The organism is Mesorhizobium sp. M6A.T.Ce.TU.002.03.1.1, from assembly GCF_003997275.1.
Taxonomy (GTDB): Bacteria; Pseudomonadota; Alphaproteobacteria; order Rhizobiales; family Rhizobiaceae; genus Mesorhizobium; species Mesorhizobium mediterraneum.
Genome location: NZ_RZTI01000024.1, coordinates 11,385 through 30,400, shown reverse-complemented (window position 1 = coordinate 30,400; position 19,016 = coordinate 11,385). Strand labels below are relative to the sequence as shown.

18 protein-coding genes and 1 tRNA gene are annotated in these 19,016 nt (G+C 60.9%); 14 read left to right on the top strand and 5 right to left on the bottom strand.

All coding sequences use genetic code 11. The features are described 5' to 3' along the window. Positions 1–41: 41 nt before the first annotated feature. The 3 genes from EOC93_RS10490 to EOC93_RS10480 form a co-directional block, all read right to left on the bottom strand. Positions 42–1,649 (bottom strand): ABC transporter substrate-binding protein, encoded by a 1,608-nt coding sequence (locus EOC93_RS10490; RefSeq protein WP_245461427.1) that lies wholly within the window; start codon positions 1,647–1,649, stop codon positions 42–44. 114 nt (positions 1,650–1,763) lie between these two features. Next, entirely contained in the window at positions 1,764–2,117 is a 354-nt protein-coding gene (locus EOC93_RS10485; RefSeq protein ID WP_023797723.1) for a Rieske (2Fe-2S) protein, read from the bottom strand. 12 nt (positions 2,118–2,129) lie between these two features. Continuing rightward, positions 2,130–3,212 (bottom strand): amidohydrolase family protein, encoded by a 1,083-nt coding sequence (locus EOC93_RS10480; RefSeq protein WP_127204567.1) that lies wholly within the window; start codon positions 3,210–3,212, stop codon positions 2,130–2,132. 133 nt (positions 3,213–3,345) lie between these two features. Between EOC93_RS10480 and EOC93_RS10475 the strand changes: the two genes are divergently transcribed. From EOC93_RS10475 to EOC93_RS10465, 3 genes are all read left to right on the top strand, one after another. Beyond that, entirely contained in the window at positions 3,346–4,203 is an 858-nt protein-coding gene (locus EOC93_RS10475; RefSeq protein ID WP_127204566.1) for a LysR family transcriptional regulator, read from the top strand. Positions 4,204–4,290: 87 nt separating this feature from the next. Beyond that, positions 4,291–5,376 carry a hybrid-cluster NAD(P)-dependent oxidoreductase gene (locus EOC93_RS10470; protein WP_095488649.1) on the top strand — a complete coding sequence of 362 codons (1,086 nt, stop codon included), beginning with the start codon at positions 4,291–4,293 and terminating at the stop codon, positions 5,374–5,376. A gap of 31 nt (positions 5,377–5,407) precedes the next feature. After that, positions 5,408–6,037 (top strand): hypothetical protein, encoded by a 630-nt coding sequence (locus EOC93_RS10465; protein ID WP_245458040.1) that lies wholly within the window; start codon positions 5,408–5,410, stop codon positions 6,035–6,037. Between the two features lie 770 nt (positions 6,038–6,807). On the opposite strand, the gene EOC93_RS10460 is transcribed toward EOC93_RS10465, so the two are convergent. After that, positions 6,808–6,897, bottom strand: a tRNA-Ser gene (locus EOC93_RS10460). A 417-nt stretch (positions 6,898–7,314) separates the two neighbouring features. On the opposite strand from EOC93_RS10460, the gene EOC93_RS10455 reads away from it, so the two are divergent. The 11 genes from EOC93_RS10455 (at position 7,315) to EOC93_RS10405 (ending at position 17,425) form a co-directional block, all read left to right on the top strand. Further along, entirely contained in the window at positions 7,315–8,547 is a 1,233-nt protein-coding gene (locus tag EOC93_RS10455; RefSeq protein WP_095488647.1) for a septal ring lytic transglycosylase RlpA family protein, read from the top strand. 114 nt (positions 8,548–8,661) lie between these two features. After that, positions 8,662–9,828, top strand: a complete 1,167-nt coding sequence (locus EOC93_RS10450; RefSeq protein WP_127204565.1) for a D-alanyl-D-alanine carboxypeptidase family protein — start codon at positions 8,662–8,664, stop codon at positions 9,826–9,828. Positions 9,829–9,899: 71 nt separating this feature from the next. Further along, the gene (tmk, locus tag EOC93_RS10445) at positions 9,900–10,574 is read left to right on the top strand and encodes a dTMP kinase (protein ID WP_095488645.1); all 675 of its coding nucleotides are present in this window, start codon (positions 9,900–9,902) and stop codon (positions 10,572–10,574) included. Continuing rightward, positions 10,571–11,626 carry a DNA polymerase III subunit delta' gene (locus EOC93_RS10440; RefSeq protein WP_095488644.1) on the top strand — a complete coding sequence of 352 codons (1,056 nt, stop codon included), beginning with the start codon at positions 10,571–10,573 and terminating at the stop codon, positions 11,624–11,626. The genes tmk and EOC93_RS10440 overlap by 4 nt, the downstream gene beginning before the upstream one ends. An 82-nt stretch (positions 11,627–11,708) precedes the next feature. After that, positions 11,709–13,262, top strand: coding sequence for a methionine--tRNA ligase (gene metG, locus EOC93_RS10435; protein ID WP_127204564.1), 1,554 nt, complete (start codon positions 11,709–11,711; stop codon positions 13,260–13,262). Beyond that, positions 13,262–14,056 (top strand): TatD family hydrolase, encoded by a 795-nt coding sequence (locus EOC93_RS10430; RefSeq protein ID WP_127204563.1) that lies wholly within the window; start codon positions 13,262–13,264, stop codon positions 14,054–14,056. Before metG ends, EOC93_RS10430 begins: the two co-directional genes overlap by 1 nt. Before the next feature lie 3 nt (positions 14,057–14,059). After that, positions 14,060–14,878 carry an MBL fold metallo-hydrolase gene (locus EOC93_RS10425; protein ID WP_127204562.1) on the top strand — a complete coding sequence of 273 codons (819 nt, stop codon included), beginning with the start codon at positions 14,060–14,062 and terminating at the stop codon, positions 14,876–14,878. 15 nt (positions 14,879–14,893) lie between these two features. Then, a complete protein-coding gene (locus EOC93_RS10420; RefSeq protein ID WP_348627596.1) occupies positions 14,894–15,151 on the top strand; it encodes a YbaK/EbsC family protein in 258 nt (85 codons plus the stop codon). A gap of 298 nt (positions 15,152–15,449) precedes the next feature. Further along, positions 15,450–15,911 (top strand): SRPBCC family protein, encoded by a 462-nt coding sequence (locus EOC93_RS10415; RefSeq protein WP_127204561.1) that lies wholly within the window; start codon positions 15,450–15,452, stop codon positions 15,909–15,911. Between the two features lie 105 nt (positions 15,912–16,016). Further along, positions 16,017–16,928 carry an agmatinase gene (locus EOC93_RS10410; protein WP_127204560.1) on the top strand — a complete coding sequence of 304 codons (912 nt, stop codon included), beginning with the start codon at positions 16,017–16,019 and terminating at the stop codon, positions 16,926–16,928. Positions 16,929–17,032: 104 nt separating this feature from the next. Then, positions 17,033–17,425 carry a GFA family protein gene (locus EOC93_RS10405; RefSeq protein WP_095488635.1) on the top strand — a complete coding sequence of 131 codons (393 nt, stop codon included), beginning with the start codon at positions 17,033–17,035 and terminating at the stop codon, positions 17,423–17,425. Between the two features lie 52 nt (positions 17,426–17,477). On the opposite strand, the gene EOC93_RS10400 is transcribed toward EOC93_RS10405, so the two are convergent. After that, positions 17,478–18,986, bottom strand: coding sequence for a winged helix-turn-helix domain-containing tetratricopeptide repeat protein (locus tag EOC93_RS10400; protein WP_127204559.1), 1,509 nt, complete (start codon positions 18,984–18,986; stop codon positions 17,478–17,480). Between the last annotated feature and the right edge of the window lie 30 nt (positions 18,987–19,016).

The following is a 19,016-nucleotide window of genomic DNA, read 5'->3' as shown; positions in this document are numbered from 1 at the left end:
AGCGAACCGCCCGCGCCGCGGGCGGCCTCGCCTGGCGAACGTCACGCGTTGGCTACCCACCAGCGCTCTGCCATCTTCAGTCCGTCATTCTCCCAGTTCGGCGCCAGCTCGCCGTGCGCCAGTTTCTTGGACTTGGCGCTTACAAAATTGTTGAAGACCAGGACGATGGCGCCGCCGTCATCATGCGTCAACTGCTGCATTTCGGCATACATCGCGGAGCGCTTGGCCTCGTCGGTCTCCGCGCGTGCGTGGATCAGCAGTTCGTTGAAGCGGGCATTTTTCCAGAACGTCTCGTTCCAGCTGGAATCCGCCGAGTAGGCCTGCGTGAACATCCAGTCGGCCGTTGCACGACCGCTCCAATAGGAGGCGCACCACGGTTTCTTGAGCCAGACATTGTCCCAATAGGCGTCCTCGGCCTCGCGCACCACATTGACATCGATGCCGCATTGGGCCGCCGTCTCGCGGATGAGGGCGGCCGCGTCCACGGCGCCGGCGAAGGCGGCGTCGGCGACGGAAAGGTCGACCTTGAGATTTTCCATTCCCGCTTTTTTCAGATGGAAGCGCGCCTTTTCCGGATCGAACTTGTGCTGCGGCTCCGGATTGATGGCGAACTTTATCGCCGGTGCGATCGGGTTGTCATTTCCGACAGTTGCATGGCCAAGGAAAATCTTCTGCGCGATTTCCTCGCGATCGATGGCCCATTTCAACGCCATGCGCACATCGGGGTTGTCGAATGGCGCAACCGTCACGTTCATAGGCAGCGTGTAGTGGCCGTAGCCGGTCACCTCGAGGATCTCGATATTCGGCTTGCGCTTCAGCATGCCGAGCGTTTTCAGGTCGGCGCGGCCGATATAATCAACCTCGCCGGTTGACAGCGCGGCCATACGCGCGGCGAGGTCCGTGATGGCGATAAACTCGACCTCGTCCAAATAGGGTTTGCCGTTCTTAAAGTAATTGGGGTTGCGCTTGAGCTTCGCCGAGACGCCTGGCTGGAAGTTCTCAAGCACGAAGGCGCCGGTCCGGACGCCCGATTCCCAGTCCGCCTTTCCGTCCTTGGCAGGCATGACGACAAGGTGATAGTCGCTCATGATGTAGGGAAAGTCTGCATTCCCGCTGTTTAGTGTGAAAACGATCGTTTCCGGGCCGTCTGCCTTGATGTTGGTCACCGATTCGAGCAGCGACTTCGCCGCCGATTTGGTGTCGGCCCCCATATGATATTGCATAGAGGCGACCACGTCGTCCGCCGTGATCGTCTTGCCGTTGTGGAAGGTCGCACCTTTGCGCAGCTTGAAGACCCATGTTGTCGCGTCGTCCGAGGTCTCGAAGGTCTCGGCAAGGTCCGGCTGGATGCTGCCTTTCGCGTCGACCTCGGTCAGGCTGTTGGACATGGCACCCGAAAAGGCGGTTTGCGTGAACGTATCGGGATAGCCGGCCGGATCGATCGAATCCGTCGTCGCGCCATGCGCCATGCCGAGCTTGGCGAAGCCGCCCTGCTTCGGTGCGGCCCGCGCCACGCTCACGAAGAGCATATCGGCGGCGGCGACCGTCAGGCCTGCCGCCAGCCCTAGATGGATGAAATCACGGCGCGAAACCTTGCCGCGGCCGATCAGGTTTTGCGCTAAGCGCAGTTTATATTCAGATTCCGACACTGCTTCCTCCCATTGCGGATTTCCCGCATTCTTGTTGTTGGCATTTATCGAGCAGATCTGGTGGATTCAGCCGATTTGCCTCCTTTCGATTTTTCCGGCGGTTTGACGCAAATTTCACGCCGTTACATAGATTTCACCAGCTTCCACCGTGACCGGGAATGTTCGGGCACGCACGCCCGGGTCGACCAGAGCGGCACCGGTCTTTATGTCGAATTCCCACCCGTGCCAGGCGCAGCGCACGATTTCGTTCTCGCGGTGATAGATGAATTGCGCTTGGTCGACCGGTGCCGTGGTTCCGCATTGCGGTCCCTCGCAAAGCGGAGCGCCGCGGTGCGGACAAACGTTCAGCAAGGCATGGAATGAATCTCCGATGCGGAAAACCCCGACTGAAAGGCTGCGGATTTTGGCGATGTACGGAGTTCCGGTCTCGATTTCGTCGACGCGGCAAATGTATGTCTTCTCAGCCATGGTTTGCTCCCGTCACGCGGCATTCGCCGCTTGCGTGCGGGGAATGCGTTTATAGACCTCGAGCGCATTCAATCCCATGATCTTGCTTTTCCAGGCGGGCGGGATGTGCAGCGTGTTGGCATCGTCATAATCCCAATGCGGGTAGTCGGAGGCGAACATCAGCGTGTTCTCGCCGTCCATTGCTTCGAGAGTGGACCAGAGATGCTGAATGTTCGCGGGCTGCTCCAGTGGTTGCGTGGAGAAGCGAATATTGCGCCGGCAATACTCGGAGGGCAGCATCTTCAGCCACGGCGTTTCCTTGCGCAGAGCTTTGTAGTCTGCGTCCAGTCGCCACAATACCGACGGAACCCAAGCCACTCCGCACTCGATGAGCACGAAATATAGATCCGGCCATTTCTCGAAAACGCCATGCGCGATCATGCTTGCAACATGCGACAAGGCCGACATGTGAAGAATTGCGTGCGTCTCCCAGAAAAAGGTCGTCGGAGCCGGCGCGACCGCGTTCCAGTTTATGCCGCCATGACCGCCCAGATGAATTGCAAATGGCAGCCCGACTTCGGCGCAGGCCTCGAAAATGGGGTGGTAAAAGGGATCGCCGTACGGTTTGACCGAGCCTTGGGAGGCTAGAACCTGGACCATACGGGGGTGGTTGCCGAGGCGGCGAATCTCGGCTGCTGCGAGCTTCGGATCCTGCGGCGCGACGATGATCGAACCCATGAAGCGGCTGTCTTTGGGAAGCCACTCGGCGATTTGGTAGTCGTTATAGGCCCTGACCAGCGCGCTAGCGTAATATGGGTTTGCTAGCGTGGAAGCCTCTATCGGCTCGTCGCCGGTGAGGATGGCGGCCCCGATATTATATTTGTCGAGGTGCTTTTCCTTCATGATGAGATAATTGTCGGCTTCGGTCTCGGGCCTGACATCCTTGCGGGAAAAGTCCTGCGGGTGAAACCAGGGACGGTGCCCGTGCGGGAAGGCGCCTCTCGGACCAGTTTTTTCGCCTTCCATGAACATGTCTTTCCAGACGCCGGAAAGATAGGGCTCGAGCACCGTCGCGCTCGACCAGTAATTGTGACAATCGCAATCGACTATGAACACCCTATCCAACTCCCTGGCGTGGTAGGCCGGCTAACCTAGCCGGCTTCTTCAACGGCAGCTTCCGCCTTGGGCATTATTTGATCAAGCTTGTGATTTGGGCTAATACGATCGGGTTTTTCGATTGGGAGGCGACATGCAGCTGGATCACATCGAGACCTTTCTCGACATCATGGAGTCGCGAAATTTTAACCGCACTGCGGATCGTTTGGGCGTAACGCAGTCAACAGTGAGCACCCGCATCAAGAACCTGGAGCAGGCCATCGGTTCGGAGCTCTTCCTGCGAGGACGAGCCGGCGCCGAGCCGACCGCGGCGGGGCGGCGTTTTGATGCTTATGCGCGCGCCATGCTGTCGACATGGTCTCAGGCCCGCCATGAGGTGCGGGCATTTAACCGGTTCGAAGGCACCTTGCGCGTCGCTGCCCAGGTCGGGATGACGCGCTCGATATTGCCAGGTTGGGTGGAGACGTTGTTCCAAGTGCTGCCGAAATCGTCAATTCACGTAGAATCCGACTATTCGCCGCAGATGATTTCCGATTTGAGCTTGGGAAACCTCGATATTGCTGTGGTCTACGCGCCCAGATACCTCCCTGAAATCGCCTACGATCCTCTGATGGTCGAAGAATATGTGATGGTGTCTACTGCGGCCAGTATCCTGTCGGAGGTCAATCCGGACACGTACATCCGGCCAGGCTACACGGTCGCGCTTGAAAAAGCCCACGCCGAGGCGCTGCCGCAATTGGCGATAGGCCGTCTTTCGATGGGCTCGGAAACGCTCGCCGAAGCGATGCTGCGGCGCATGGGTGGCACTTGCTATATGCGCAGTGACGACGCTCGGCGGTATACCGCCGAGCGGCCATCTTTTGTGGTAGAGGGTGCGCCCGCGCTTCAGCAGCCGGTTCACACCGCTATTTTGGCGCGCCGCAAGCATGAGCCGATCATCCGCAGAGGGATTCGCGCGCTCCATCTGGCTGTTATGTCCATGGAAAGTTAGATCGAAATACCCGATTGTAAAGCCGACATCTGCCACTTTTTTGAAAGTATCCCGGCTGCCATTCTGGCCGAGGCAAACCAGAGTCAAATGATGAACGCGCACATTCCCTTTTCAACTGCCGATTTCGCTCTGGCGATGCGTCAACGGCAATGGGCGGAGAGCGCAAGACAGTTCGTCCGCTGCCGGCGCGTCATCGACGAGACGCACGATGTCCGCACATTCGTCTTTTCCACCGCTTCGGGCCACATGTTCAGCTTCAGTGCAGGCCAATATCTGATACTGCACCTGACGATCGACGGCGCCACGGTAACGAGATCCTACTCGGTTTCCTCGCCGCCGACCCGACCGCTCGACCTGCAGATCACGGTGAAGCGGGTGAAGGGCGGGCTTGTTTCCAACTGGCTTCACGACAATCTCCGGCCGGGCCACGACATTGAAATCGAAGGGCCGGTCGGACGTTTCAACTTCGACGATCTACCATGCGAGAAGCCGCTTTTCCTTTCCGGCGGCAGCGGCATCACTCCCGTTATGTCGATGCTGCGGGCGCTAACCGACCGGGCATCTGGCCATGACATCCGTTTCATTCACTGCGCTCGGACGGCGGACGACATCGCCTTCCGCGCCGAGTTGGAGGCGCTCGCCGCGCGATTCTCCAATGTCAATGTAAGCTTCATCTGCAGCCAGGAAGGTTCGGTGTGGCAGGGCCCTAAGGGTCGCATCGACGGCCCCATGCTCTTGCGGCTGGCTCCGGACCTTCACCAGCGCACGTCTTACGTTTGCGGCCCCGAGCCGTTTATGCAGACGGTTCGGACCTGTGTCGCGGAGATCGGCATCGCACCCTCGCAGTACCACGAGGAAAGCTTCGGCGGCGCCGTGGGTAATTCCATGCCTCTGCAATCGGCTGTCGCTGGCGTTACGCGCGTCCGCTTCGCCCGGTCCGGCGCAGAGCATCTTTGTGCGCCCGAAGAGACCCTGCTCGATGCGGCGCGCAATTGCGGGCTCCACATTCCCACCGCATGCCAGCAGGGTATTTGCGGAACTTGCCGGACGGTCAAGCTTTCGGGTGAAGTCGCGATGGACGACCTTGGAGGGCTCAGCCTTGAAGAGAAGGCGGCCGGTTATGTGTTGGCCTGCTGCAGCCGGCCGCAAGGCACTGTTTGCCTCGATCTCTGAATCTCATTGCGAATCCTGATGGAAAGCCCGGGTGCTCGCGCACGAGCCGGTTGTGCCTTGCCTCGCGCCAGGCCTGTCCAGCGGCGGGCGGTCCAGCAGCTCAGGCCACGGCATCGCCGACACACGGAACCGAGGTTCGGTTCGGCAATTAAAGGAGGGCGAACTGGTTTTGCGGAGGTTTGAGGTGAACGGGTTTTTGAATGTGGGGCTTTCGACGGTCGTGACGGGCACGGTCGTAAGCTTTGTGACGGCGGCGGTTCTAGCCCTTCTGGCCAAAGCCGAAGGCAAATCCGCACTGCAGCCGACCAACGCCACCAGCCACTGGCTGCACGGCGATAAGGCCGGTGCGGTCAGGAAAGCCGACCTCGCACACACTGCGGTGGGCTTCGGCACCCACCATGCCTCGGCCATGTTCTGGGCCGCTCCGTTCGAGGCTTGGCTCGCCCGAAACCCTCAGCGGTCGCCGCTGCTGATGCTGCGCGATGCCTCGGCAGTGGCCATGATTGCAGCCGTCGTGGATTATCTCGTCGTACCGAAGCGGCTCACCCCAGGCTGGGAGACCGTGCTTTCGAAGCGCTCGATCGCCGCCACGTATGTCGCGCTTGCTCTGGGCTTGGCTGCCGGCGGACTGATCGCGCAGGCGATGCGGAAGACGGATTGATCGGATTCCAAGACTGGCGAGAGACCGCCGATGGTATTCCGCTTTTCGCCTGGCAGGCAGGGCTCAACCGGCACCGGCAATCGCCAGAGCCCACCGACTCGGTCCAGATGTTCGGTGCTGGTTCGCACTCCAGCTCTGTCCCTTACCCAATGAGCCGACGAATGTGGCCAGCTCACCGCTGGCGCGTTAAAGTTGATCCAGATGATGCATGAGTTTCAAAAGGAACGAGTACAAGACCTGTTCGGGGTCATCAGCTTGCTCGCTGAGCACCGTTATGCCCGCCAATGGCCAGCACGGCCTTCTACACCGGGTTAGGGTCGGCATGAAGGTCCGCATTGGTTCAGCTTAGGACCGAGCCTGCGCCGAGCTGAATGTCTGCTCACTTACATCTCAGATTAGAAGCTGCCTGACCGCTTTCGGCCCAAACAGGACGGTGATTGCTTGGCGCTGAGCGTAGGCAATAGCGCACGGCGCCATTTCACCGTCACAGGCTGGGATTGCCCAAGAGGGCCATGGGATCCGTATCGCCTAGCGAATGATCTGCTAAACTTCGCATAATCCCGATATCACGAAACAATTGAAATTGTTCGCCTCTAAACCTGAGAACTAAAAGTGCGAGGTTGACAGCTTTGGAGAATATCAGCCGAGAGAACGATCATTCGACGGAAACATCCGGCGGCGCGGTTGCAAGCTTTGCCTGAAAAGCCCGCAGTTGCGCGGGGTTTCGACCCTGCTAGATCAAGGCGGAGAATGTTGGGGCAGGGTGCATCTGGCGGAGGGAGTGGGATTCGAACCCACGGTGGGCTTGCACCCACGCCGGTTTTCAAGACCGGTGCCTTAAACCGCTCGGCCATCCCTCCGTCGTGATTTTTCAATCACTTGGATGCTCGTCCTAATCTTAATTTGTACCTGTTGGTACTGCTGCGCCGCCCGAAGACCGTTCTCGCTTCATTGCTCTAGTGCGCCCGACGAAGTCCTGTCAACCGGCCATAACCCGTTCCTGCCAACGGCAGAGCATGGATGCTCGACGGCGGGACTGAAGCAGGACGAACAGCACTCTGCACCGAAGGTCGAAAGGCCGTGGTTTTTCACAGCGATCGCCGGGGCGGTTTGTGCCACAATCTCGCCCGGTTCCGACCACAATCGGTTAATACGGTGATAAGCAATTCCGGTGCACAAGGGATTGCGAATCAAGGTGGCGCTGGCATTTGTCGAGGGGTTTTAGCTCTGCCGACAGTCAAGTTGCGGTGCCTTTGTTGAGAGGGGACAATCGAAACATGCAGAGCACGGCGCGCCCGCATCTCCGTCGCGCTTGCGCTTTCACGTTGTTTGCCCTGTCGGCTGCCTTGCTGGCGGCTTGCGCCGCGCCACCACAGCCGAAGGCGATGGTCAACAAGAAGCCTCGCTCCAAGGAGTATTTTGCCGAATCCGAATATGGCGTAAAGGCCAGTCCGCGCGTCACCTTCAAGAAGTCCGGCTTGCAGCGTGGCGGCGGACGCGACCAGTTGGGCAAGCCCTATCAGGTGCGCGGCAAGTGGTATTATCCCAAGGAAGACAAGCGCTACGCCAAGGTGGGCCTCGCCTCCTGGTATGGCGACGCCTTCCACGGCCGGCTGACCGCCAACGGCGAAGTCTACGACATGACGCATCTGACCGGCGCGCATCCCACCATGCCGCTGCCGAGCTATGCGCGAGTCACCAATATGAAGACCGGCAGTTCGATCATCGTGCGCGTCAACGACCGCGGACCCTACCATGACGGGCGCATCATCGATGTGTCGAAACGTGCCGCCGAAATGCTCGACTATGCAAACATCGGCACGGCAAAGGTGAAGGTCGAATATGTCGGCCGTGCGCCGCTTGACGGCAGTGACGATCAGTATCTGATGGCCTCCTACCATCCCGGCAACAGGGCGCCGGATCCATCGGACGGCTTGCCCACCGGTGTCATGATCGCCATGAATGGACCATCGCCGAGCACCGCGTTGGGTGCTGCCGCCGCTCCATTTCCCGGTCAGTTGACGAATTCCGCATCCGCACAGCCTGTCCTGTCGGCGCAGACGCCGGCCGCTGGCAATGTGACGCTGCCCGATTTCGGGCCGATCGTGCCGGAACGTCCGGAAATCAATCTGCCGGCGCAATCGCCGTTCACAGTGGCGTCGCTGTCTTATGCGGACGAGCGCGTGCAGCGTGCCACCAATGTCTTTGCCGCGCTGGATGGCACCGGCATGTCGCCCGCCGAAATCCTTCAATCGTGGAAGCGGCAAGCGCCTTCGGCCGGTTCGCCCACGGACTATATCGCGGCGGGTTCGTTTGAGGATGCTGCCGAGGCGCAGCGTGTGGCCACCCAGCTTTCCGGCTTCGGCAAGGCCGAAATCCAGCGCTCTGAATTCGAAGGCAAGGACTGGTATTCGGTCAATCTCTATCCGGACGGCCATGGCAGCCTGGACGAGATGCTGCAGGCGGCATGGTCACATGGCGCACCGGACGCGCTCGTGGTTCGGAACTGACCGGCAAAACCTGAAGTTTTGCCCAGTTGTCCAAGGCGCGGTTGATCGGCCGAGACAAAGCCTGATAGCTTGTAGAGCTTGCCCAGAAATGCCGGCTGACAGGTCGAACCTCTCATGAAATCTCGCTTCGCCGCGCCTGTCGCCGGGCTCCTGGGTTTTGGCCTCCTGCTGCTCTCGCTGGCCCCGGCCGCGGCGCAGCTTTTCGAGACCAAGGCCGCACAGGCCTTCATGATCGATGCCGAAACCGGGACGGTGCTGTTTTCCAAGGACGCCGACAAGCCGATGCCGCCGGCGTCACTGGCCAAGCTGATGACGATGGAGGTGGTTTTCAACGCCATCAAGTCGGGGCGCGTGACGCTCGACGACACATTCGCGGTGAGTGAGAACGCATGGCGCACGGGCGGCGCGCCATCCGGAACATCGACAATGTTTGCCAAGCTCAAATCGACGATCCGGCTTGAAGACCTGATTCAGGGCGTGACGATCCAGGCAGCCAATGACGGCTGCATCATCATCGCCGAAGGCTTCGCCGGATCCGAGGCGAATTTCGCGACTGAGATGACCAACCGCGCAAGGCAGATTGGCCTCGCGAAATCGACATTCGTCAATTCAACCGGTCTGCCGGCCGAAGGTCAGCAAACGACGGTTCGAGAGCTTGCCCTTCTGGCCCTGCATATCTGGCGCGAGTACCCGGACTTCTATCGCTACTATGGCCAGACGGACTTCACCTGGAACAAGATCACTCAGAGGAACCGCAACCCGCTGCTGGCGATGGATATCGGCGCGGACGGCTTGGCTGTCGGCATGAGCGAGGCATCCGGCTTCGGCATCGTTGGCTCGGTCAGCCACAATGGCGCCCGCATCATCGCGGCGATGAGCGGACTGAAAAGCGACCGCGAGCGCGCCGAGGAAGCGCGGAAGCTGCTCGACTGGGGCGTTCGCGCCTTCCAGAAGACGGAGATTTTCGCCAAGGACGAAGTGGTCGGCGAAGCCCAGGTTTTCGGCGGTGCGAAATCCGGCGTGGCGCTGAAGGCAAAAGGGCCGGTGAATATCTTCCTGCCCATCGCCAACCGCGACAAGCTGACCGCCAAGATCGTCTATGACGGACCGGTTGCAGCGCCCGTGGAGGAGGGGCAGCCGGTGGGTGCACTGCGGGTCTGGATCGGTGATACGCTGAGCCAGGAGACGCCGCTTTTCGCGGCCGAATCGGTTGGCGTTGGCTCGCTGCCGCGGCGCGCGCTCGACGCCGTCAAGGAACTGGCCGTCGGCTGGCTGCGTTAGCACCGTTGCGGTGGACCTTTTTTCTGACCGGGACTATTACGGTTCCCGCAGTATGGAAGAAGGCTTTTTGATTGGTGCACGGATTTTTCATCACCTTCGAAGGCGGAGAGGGGGCAGGCAAGTCGACGCAGATCGAGCGGCTGGCCAGCAAGATGCGCGCCAAGAAATACGATGTCCTTGTCACGCGTGAGCCGGGCGGCTCGCCCGGCGCGGAGGCGGTCAGGCATGTCCTGCTTTCCGGCGCTGCCGAACCGTTCGGCCCCAGGATGGAGGCGCTGCTTTTCGCCGCCGCGCGCTCCGACCATGTCGAGCAGGTCATTCGGCCGGCGGTCGAACGCGGCTCGATCGTGCTTTGTGATCGCTTCATGGACTCCTCGCGCGTCTACCAGGGCGTCACCGGCGGCCTTGATCCGGCGTTCATGGGCGCGCTGGAAAAGGTCGCCATCAACGGCATGGTGCCCGACATGACGCTGATCTTCGATATCGACCCGGCCGAAGGATTGCGGCGCGCCACGGCACGGCGGGGCACCGATGCCGGCGCCGACCGCTTCGAAAAGGAAACGCTTGATATCCATCAGCGCCGCCGCGAAGCCTTTCTGGCGATTGCCGCGGCAGAGCCCGAGCGCTGCATCGTCGTCGACGCGTCCGCCGACCCCGACACGGTGGAGAATGTCGTCACCGCTGCCGTGTTCGCGGCGCTGGAGACGATGACGCCGGCGCACAGGAAGCAGGCGTCGCCAGGATGATTTTCGAACGGATCGCACCAGAACAGCACGACACGCTCGACGGCGTGCCGGAGCCGTCCGAGACCCCGCGTCTGGTCGGACATGGCCAGGCGGCGAACATGCTGGCCGCCGCCTATCGCTCCGGGAAGTTGCCGCATGCACTGATCTTTGTCGGACCGGTCGGCATCGGCAAGGCAACGCTTGCCTTCCATCTGGCGCATCATCTGCTGAAGCATCCCGCATTCGAACAGGCGCCGGACGTTCTCGCCGTTCCTGATCCGGCGTCATCGCTGTTTCGCCAGATCGCCACCGGCGCACATCCTTCGGTGCTCCATCTGACCCGCCCGCCGAACGACAAGACAAAAAGCTTCAAGACGGTCGTGACCGTCGACGAGATCCGCAAGGTCAGCCGCTTCCTGTCACTGACCTCGCATGACGGCAGCTACCGGGTAGTGATCGTTGATCCGGCCGACGACATGAATGTCAATGCGGCCAATGCCTTGTTGAAGAACCTTGAAGAACCACCGGCACGCACACTGTTCATCCTCATCGTCCATGCGCCGGGCAGCCTGCTGCCGACGATCCGCTCGCGCTGCCAGATGGTGCGGCTGGCGCCGCTCGATGCCGAGAGCCTGATGGCGGTTCTGGAGAACGTCGAGCCACCGCCGCCGGACGAACCCGCGGCGCGCGCGGCATTGGCCAAGCGGGCAGGGGGCAGCGCGCGCACCGCAATCCTGTTGACGCAGTATGGCGGGCTGGAAATCGCCGAGACGCTCGACGCCCTGGCGACAGCGAGGAAGAGCGATGTTGCCGGCGCCTATCGCCTCGCGGAGGCGGTCGCCGGTCGCGACCAGGCGATCCAGTTCGATATCTTCAATCGCCGTGCGCTCGACCTGCTCTCGACCGGCGCAAGCCAGGCCGCGCTGGCGGGCGATCTGGCGCGGGCGAAAACACTGTCGGATACTTGGCACGAGGCTTTGAACGCTATATCTGAGACCGACACCTACAATCTCGACAAGAAGCAGCACGCCTTGACCATGATCGACCGCCTGAATTCTGCAATGCGAATGTGACGGCCCATCGGGATGGCAATCGCCGTTTCGATGCGATATCTCACCGCTACATCTTCATTCAGACATTCATGACGGTTAATTCATGTCACGCGACACATTCTACATTACCACCGCGATTTCCTATCCCAATGGCAAGCCGCATATAGGCCATGCCTACGAATTGATCGCCACCGACGCACTCGCCCGCTTTCAGCGACTCGACGGCAAGCAAGTCTTCTTCCTCACCGGCACCGACGAGCACGGCATCAAGATGCTGCAGACGGCGAAGCGGGAAGGCATTCCCGCGCATGAACTGGCCGACCGCAACGCGGCCGATTTCCAGCGCATGGCAATCGCGCTCAATGCCTCCAACGACGATTTCATCCGCACTACCGAAGAACGTCACTATGCGGCCTCGCAGGCGATCTGGAAGGCGATGGCTGCCAATGGCGACATCTACAAGGGCGGCTATGCCGGTTGGTATTCGGTGCGCGACGAAGCCTACTACGGCGAGGAGGAGACCGAAGTCCGCGCCGACAATGTCCGCTACGGACCGCAGGGAACCCCGGTCGAATGGGTCGAGGAAGAGAGCTATTTCTTCCGCCTGTCGGCCTATCAGGACAAGCTCATCACGCTCTACGAAAGCCAACCCGATTTCATCGGCCCGGCCGAGCGGCGCAACGAAGTGATGAGCTTCGTCAAGTCAGGATTGAAGGATCTGTCGATCTCGCGCACCACCTTCGACTGGGGCGTGCCGGTGCCGGGTGACGAGAAGCATGTGATGTATGTCTGGGTCGACGCTCTGACAAATTACATTACCGGTGTCGGTTATCCAAATGAAAATGCTGACAATTGGCGCTTCTGGCCTGCCGATGCACACATCATCGGCAAGGACATCGTGCGCTTCCACGCAGTCTATTGGCCTGCCTTCCTGATGTCGGCCGGAATCCCCTTGCCGAAGCGCGTCTTCGGTCACGGCTTCCTGTTCAACCGCGGCGAGAAGATGTCGAAATCGGTAGGCAACGTCATCGACCCGTTCGCGATGGTCGAGCATTATGGCCTCGACCAGGTGCGCTATTTCTTCCTGCGCGAGGTGCCGTTCGGCCAGGACGGCAGCTATAGCCACGAGGCCATCGTCAACCGCACCAATGCCGACCTCGCCAATGGCCTTGGCAATCTGGCGCAGCGCTCGCTGTCGATGATCGCCAAGAACTGCGGCGGCGTAGTGCCGAAGCGCAGCGATCTGGCGGAGGCCGACAGGGCGATCCTCGACCAGGCGGTGGAGGCGCTTGCTACTGCACGCAAGACGATGGCGGAGCAGGGCATCCATCTAGCGCTTGCGGCGATCTTCGGCGTGGTGGCAGAGGCCGATCGCTACTTCGCCTCGCAGGAACCCTGGGCGCTCAGAAAGACCGATCCGGCGCGCATGGAAACGGTGCTGTGGACGACCGCAGAAATCATCCGACGCGTGGCGCTGCTCTGCCAGCCCTTCATTCCGGGATCGGCCGCTAAGCTGCTCGACCTGCTGGCTGTGCCGGCGGACAGCCGCGATTTCGTGCATGTCCACGCGGACTATGCGCTGGCATCAGGGGTTGCTTTGCCCGCGCCGGAAGGCGTGTTTCCACGTTACGTCGAGCAAACGGATGCAAGCGCCTGATGCTGGTCGACAGTCACTGCCATCTCGACTTTCCGGATTTCGCAGAGGAGCGGGCGGCCATCGTCGCCCGCGCCCTTGCCGCTGGAATCGGTCGCATGGTGACGATCTCGACGCGTGTGAGGCGGTTCCAACAAGTGCTTGAGATCGCTGAATCTTTCGACGAAGTCTATTGCTCGGTTGGCACCCATCCGCACAATGCCGCCGAAGAGCTGGACGTGTCGGCCGAGGATCTTGTCCGGCTATCCGCTCATCCAAAAGTCGTGGCGATCGGCGAGGCCGGGCTCGACTATTTCTACGATCACGCGCCGCGCGATGCGCAGGCGCAGGGTTTTCGCATCCATATCGCTGCCGCGCGCGAGACTGGCCTGCCGCTGGTCATCCATTCGCGTGACGCCGACAGCGACATGGCCGATATCCTCGAGGACGAAACAGGGAAGGGCGCCTTCCCCTTCATCCTGCACTGTTTTTCGTCCGGGCGCAGGCTGGCCGAAGTCGGCGTGGCGCTCGGCGGCTACGTTTCCTTTTCCGGCATCCTGACCTTCAAGAATTCGGCCGAGCTGCGCGCCATCGCTGCCGACGTGCCACACGACCGACTGCTGGTCGAAACCGACGCGCCATATCTTGCGCCGATACCCTTTCGCGGCAAGCGCAACGAGCCTGCGTATGTGGCGCATACAGCCAAGGTGCTGGCCGAAACGATCGGTGTCAGCGAGGCCGAAATCGCTGCCGTCACCACGGACAATTTCTTCCGGCTGTTCGAGAAGATGCCGCGCCCAAGTGCGCTGAGCGCCTGACGCATGAGCGACCGGCTGCGCCTCACCATTCTCGGCTGCGGCTCATCGCCGGGCACGCCGCGCATCACCGGCGACTGGGGCAATTGCGACCCAGCCAATCCGAGGAACCGGCGCATGCGCACCGCAGCGCTCGTCGAGCGGATCGCCGCGAACGGCGACAGAACCACAGTCGTCATCGACACCGGGCCGGATTTCCGCGAGCAAATGCTGCTGTCATCGGTCAGGCGCATCGATGCGGTCGTCTATACGCATCCGCATGCCGACCATATCCACGGCATCGACGATTTGCGTGGCTTCGTGCTCGAGCAGCGTCATCTCATCGATATCCACGCCGACCAGCCCACCATGCTGCGGTTAAGGGAAGCGTTCAGCTACTGTTTCGAAACACCGCTGGGCAGTTCCTATCCGCCCATCGTCGAGCCCCATATCATCGACCACGCCAGGCCGGTCGTAATCGAAGGCGAGGGCGGTGCCCTCACCCTCGAGCCGCTGCCGCAGATCCATGGCGACATCATATCGCTTGGTTTTCGCATAGGCGGGCTCGCCTATTGCCCCGATATCAGTGATTTCCCGGACACCACCGCCGAGCGTCTGGGTGGGCTGGACGTGCTGGTCATCGACGCGCTGCAATACAGGACGCATCCGAGCCATCTGTCGCTCGGCCAGGCGCTCGGCTGGATCGAAAAACTGGCGCCGAAAAAGGCCGTACTGACGCATATGCATGTGCCGCTTGACTACGCCACGGTGATGGCCGAGACGCCTGATAACGTCGAGCCGGCCTATGATGGCATGACGATCGAAATCGCTTTTGAATCAGTGTAATAGGCTCGGTTCTTCATGGCTGGCAGCATTGATCGTGTGACCAAGGCAGCGGCTGATTCCGGTCTTGACATCGAGATCAGGCGCATGGGCGCCTCGACACGCACGGCCGAGGAAGCCGCCGCGCAATGCGGCTGCACGGTTGCCCAGATCGTCAAATCATTGATTTTCCAGGGAGAAGCCAGTGGCAGACTTTTTCTCTTCCTGGTTTCCGGCGTCAACCAGCTCCGGCACATCGCAGCAATCTGCGAAGCCTGCGTGCCGCAGGCGGCGTAGGAGACTCTACCAGCCGCAGTTCCGCTGAGTCCCAAGGAACAAGGAACTGCGGCTGGCCGAAAGGCAACTCAATCAAAACTGCACGTCAGTTCCATAATCTATCTTATGCGACTTTCTGATGTGGCAGCCTATAGAGATAGAGATGAAGCGCAGCCGACCGGGCAATCGACTACCCCGACGCGGCGGGCTTGAGATCATGGAGGGCAGCACGTCCCTGCGCGGTTGCGCCCTGGCGGAACAACCCTCATCGATACGTGTTAGACCTTGAGACCGGCAATTGTGAAAGGGTGGAATTCAGATGTCCAACAAGTCTGAGCAGCCAGTCGCCAAGGCACAGATGATGATACGCAAGCCCGTCGCAGAGGTCTTTCGATCACTGATCGATCCGAGGATCACATCTCATTTCTGGTTTTCCAAGGGTGCCGCACCGTTGCAAGTGGGCGAAAGGGTCAGATGGGATTGGGAGATGTATGGCGTGCATACAATCGCCGACGTAAAGGCTATCGACCCGGACGAGCGAATCCTGATCGAGTGGAACGGGTCTGAAAATCCGAGTTTCGTCGGATGGACATTTAGATCGATAGAAGACGGTCAGACCTTCGTCACGGTCAGAAACTGGGGCTTTTCTGGCGGCGCGGAGGAAGCGATAAATTCCACCGAAGGATTCACAAACCTGTTAGCAGCCATGAAGTTCTACCTTGAGCATGGCATTGAGCCCAATCTCGTCCTAGATCATGCACCGAACGCTCGCGTTATCTGAGAGGCAACCGTTCGCTTCGATTCAGTCGACTGACTCAATCTCGCATTCGGACGACCCCATCCTGCACCTCTCAACACCGAAATTTTCAGCTAAGACCATCACAACATGACCGCCTCGCCTCCCTTTCTCGGCTTTCCCGATCGCTTCGCCGATGGCCGCATGCCTCGTGCGGTGATCTTCGGAGCCGGTCACGGCAGCACTTATCCCGGCAAGGACAGCAGCGGCTATGCCTTGGCCGCCGACGCCATTCGCGCTGCGAGCCAAGACGATGCCGAACTCGTCGAGCACTGGGATTTCGACCTCGGCGGCCCGCTGTTCGACGGCAAGCCGGTCTGCTGCATCGACGCCAGCGACATCCCGACCGCTATGCATGACAATGCCGGCAACCGGGCCCGGATCGAGGCAAAGACGCGCGAGGTCCTGGCATTGCCGGCCGTACCAATCCTGCTCGGCGGCGACGATTCCGTACCCATACCCTTTCTCGCCGGCTTTGCGGATCACGGGCCGATCTGGATCCTGCAGATCGACGCCCATATCGACTGGCGCGACGAGTTGCATGGCGAACGCCACGGCTATTCGAACCCGATGCGCCGGGCGAGCGAGATGCCGCATGTCGCCGGCATCGTGCAGGTCGGCATCCGTGGCGTCGGCAGCGCACGCCTCACTGACATCGAAGCGGCGCGGCGCTATGGCAGCCGCTTCGTGACCGCCCGCGAGGTTCACGCCCAGGGCGTCGAAGCCGCACTCCAGCATATTCCGGAAGGAGTACGGGTCGTCGTCACCCTCGACTGCGACGGCCTCGACCCCGGCATCATGCCGGGCGTGGCGGCGCGTACGCCCGGCGGCCTCACCTATACGCAGGTGATCGACCTGATCGCGGGCCTCGGCAGGCGGGCCAAGATCGCAGGATTCGACCTTGTCGAGCTCTATCCTCCGGCCGACATTGACGGCCTGTCGGCGCTGACCGCCGCGCGCCTTCTCGTCAATGTGATCGGCACCATTGTTAGGCAGGTTTGAAACCTGGATTCCTCTCGTAGCTTCAACGCCCCCTCGCCGCCCATGGACGCCCCGACGGGGTTCGTTGTAAACATTCCGACCGCTTGTTTTGGAGGAGACGCAGCATGGACCGATTCACCGGCGGTTGCTTGTGCGGCAACGTCCGAATTGTGGCGTCGGGACTCCCATACCGGGTCGGCATTTGTCATTGTCTCGACTGCCGCAAGCATCATGGGGCCCTTTTTCACGCTTCCGCGGTGTTCCCCCAGGATGCGGTAACGATCGATGGCGAAACACGCGACTACGCCGGGCGGTTTTTCTGCCCCCGCTGCGGCTCGACCATTTTCGGGCGCACCGCAGACGAAATCGAAGTGAACCTGGGATCCCTGGATGCCCCCGACCAGCTGATGCCAACATACGAAAGCTGGATCATCCGTCGCGAATCCTGGTTGCCACCGTTTCCGCTCAAGAGACGATATGAGCGCGATCGTGACGCCACGGGTCGCTTTGAGGAGTAGGTCGCACGCACGAACGGTGCGAGTGGCCGTTTGGGAGGGTCACGCCGGCGCGTCACTCCGGAAGACCGGCCTTGCGGTAACCTTCAACGAAATGCTCAAGCGTCGCAGCGTCCCGGAACGGCTCCGTCGTGGCCCAGTGGCGGGTTGTGAAATGCGGGTTGCCGACGAGAAACAGCTCGACCTCTGCGCGCGCCTCGTCGAGTCGGCCGAGTTGGGCAAGGCTTGCCGCCAGGAAACGGCGTGAGCTTGTACGATAGGTCTCATCCCTGCGCAGTGTGTCGACAGCGGCTTCGTACTCGCGCGCAGCATATTGCGCCTGGCCGAGCGTCAGATAGTACCAACTTGCCGGAAACGGGTTCAGCCGGAACGCCTTGCGAATGTGCTCAAGCCCCTCCTCGACCCGCCCGGCCAAGACCGCGATGTCGGATAATGCCGCCCAGGCATCGGCCTCGTTCGGGTCGAGCTCGATCGCCTTGGCGAATTCCGCATCGGCCTCGGCGAAGCCGCGCTCATAGGCAAGCAGGTAAGCCAAAACCCAGCGGCAGCCGGCATCGTTGGGGTCGATCGCCACCGCTTTGCGCGCCAGTTCCAAAGCAACGCTACGGGATGTTTCGGTTGGTCCGCCAGAATGCACCCATCCCATCCAGTGATTCATGGCAAGCCAGCGATAGGCCTCGGCATATTCCGGATCGAGCGAAATCGCGCGGGTGAGCATCAGATGCGCTTCCTGCGCCGTCTGCGGCGAATCATCCATCAGCTTGCGCGCCCGCACGCACAGATCGTAAGCCTCGAGATTTTTGGGTCGATTGCGCGGCGGCGGTGCACGCAGCCGGCCGAGCAACGCCTCCACGATCTTGCCGGTGACCTCGTCCTGAACGGCAAAGACGTCTTCCAGGCTGCGATCGAAGCGTTCCGCCCACAGATGATCGCCACTCTCCGCGTCGACCAGCTGTGCGTTGACACGCACCCGCCCCGCGGCGTGTCTTGCGCTACCCTCCAGCAGGTACCGCACGCCAAGGTCCTGTGCGATGTCGCGCACGTCCGTCGCCTTTCCTTTGTAGGCAAAGACCGAGTTGCGTGCGATGACGAACAGGCCGGAGACCCTGGACAGGTCGGTGATCAGGTCTTCGGTCAACCCATCCGCGAAGGATTCCTGCTCGGGATCGTTGCTGATGTTAACAAAGGGCAGCACCGCTATCGATGGTTTGCCGGGCAGCGGCAAAGGTTTTCGCTTCGCGCCACCGAGCTGTTCGATGACCCCCGTGAACCGGTAGCCGACGCGCGGAACCGTGGAGATCCATTCACCGCCGTCGGTGGCCGGACCAAGCAGCTTCCTCAGTTGCGCGATCTGGACGGTGAGGTTGCCTTCCTCGACGGCAGTGCCCGGCCACGCCGCGTCCATCAACTCGGCCTTCTCAAGTATTTCGCCGGGCCGTCCGACGAGCGCCGCAAGCAGCTTCAACCCGCGGTAGCCAACGGCAACGGGGACATCGTTCCGAAGGAGTGTTCCCGCACCTGGATCAAGCACGAACGGACCAAAGGCAAAGCGCGATCCTTGCATACAGCGCATCTATAGCCGATTTGGAAGTTT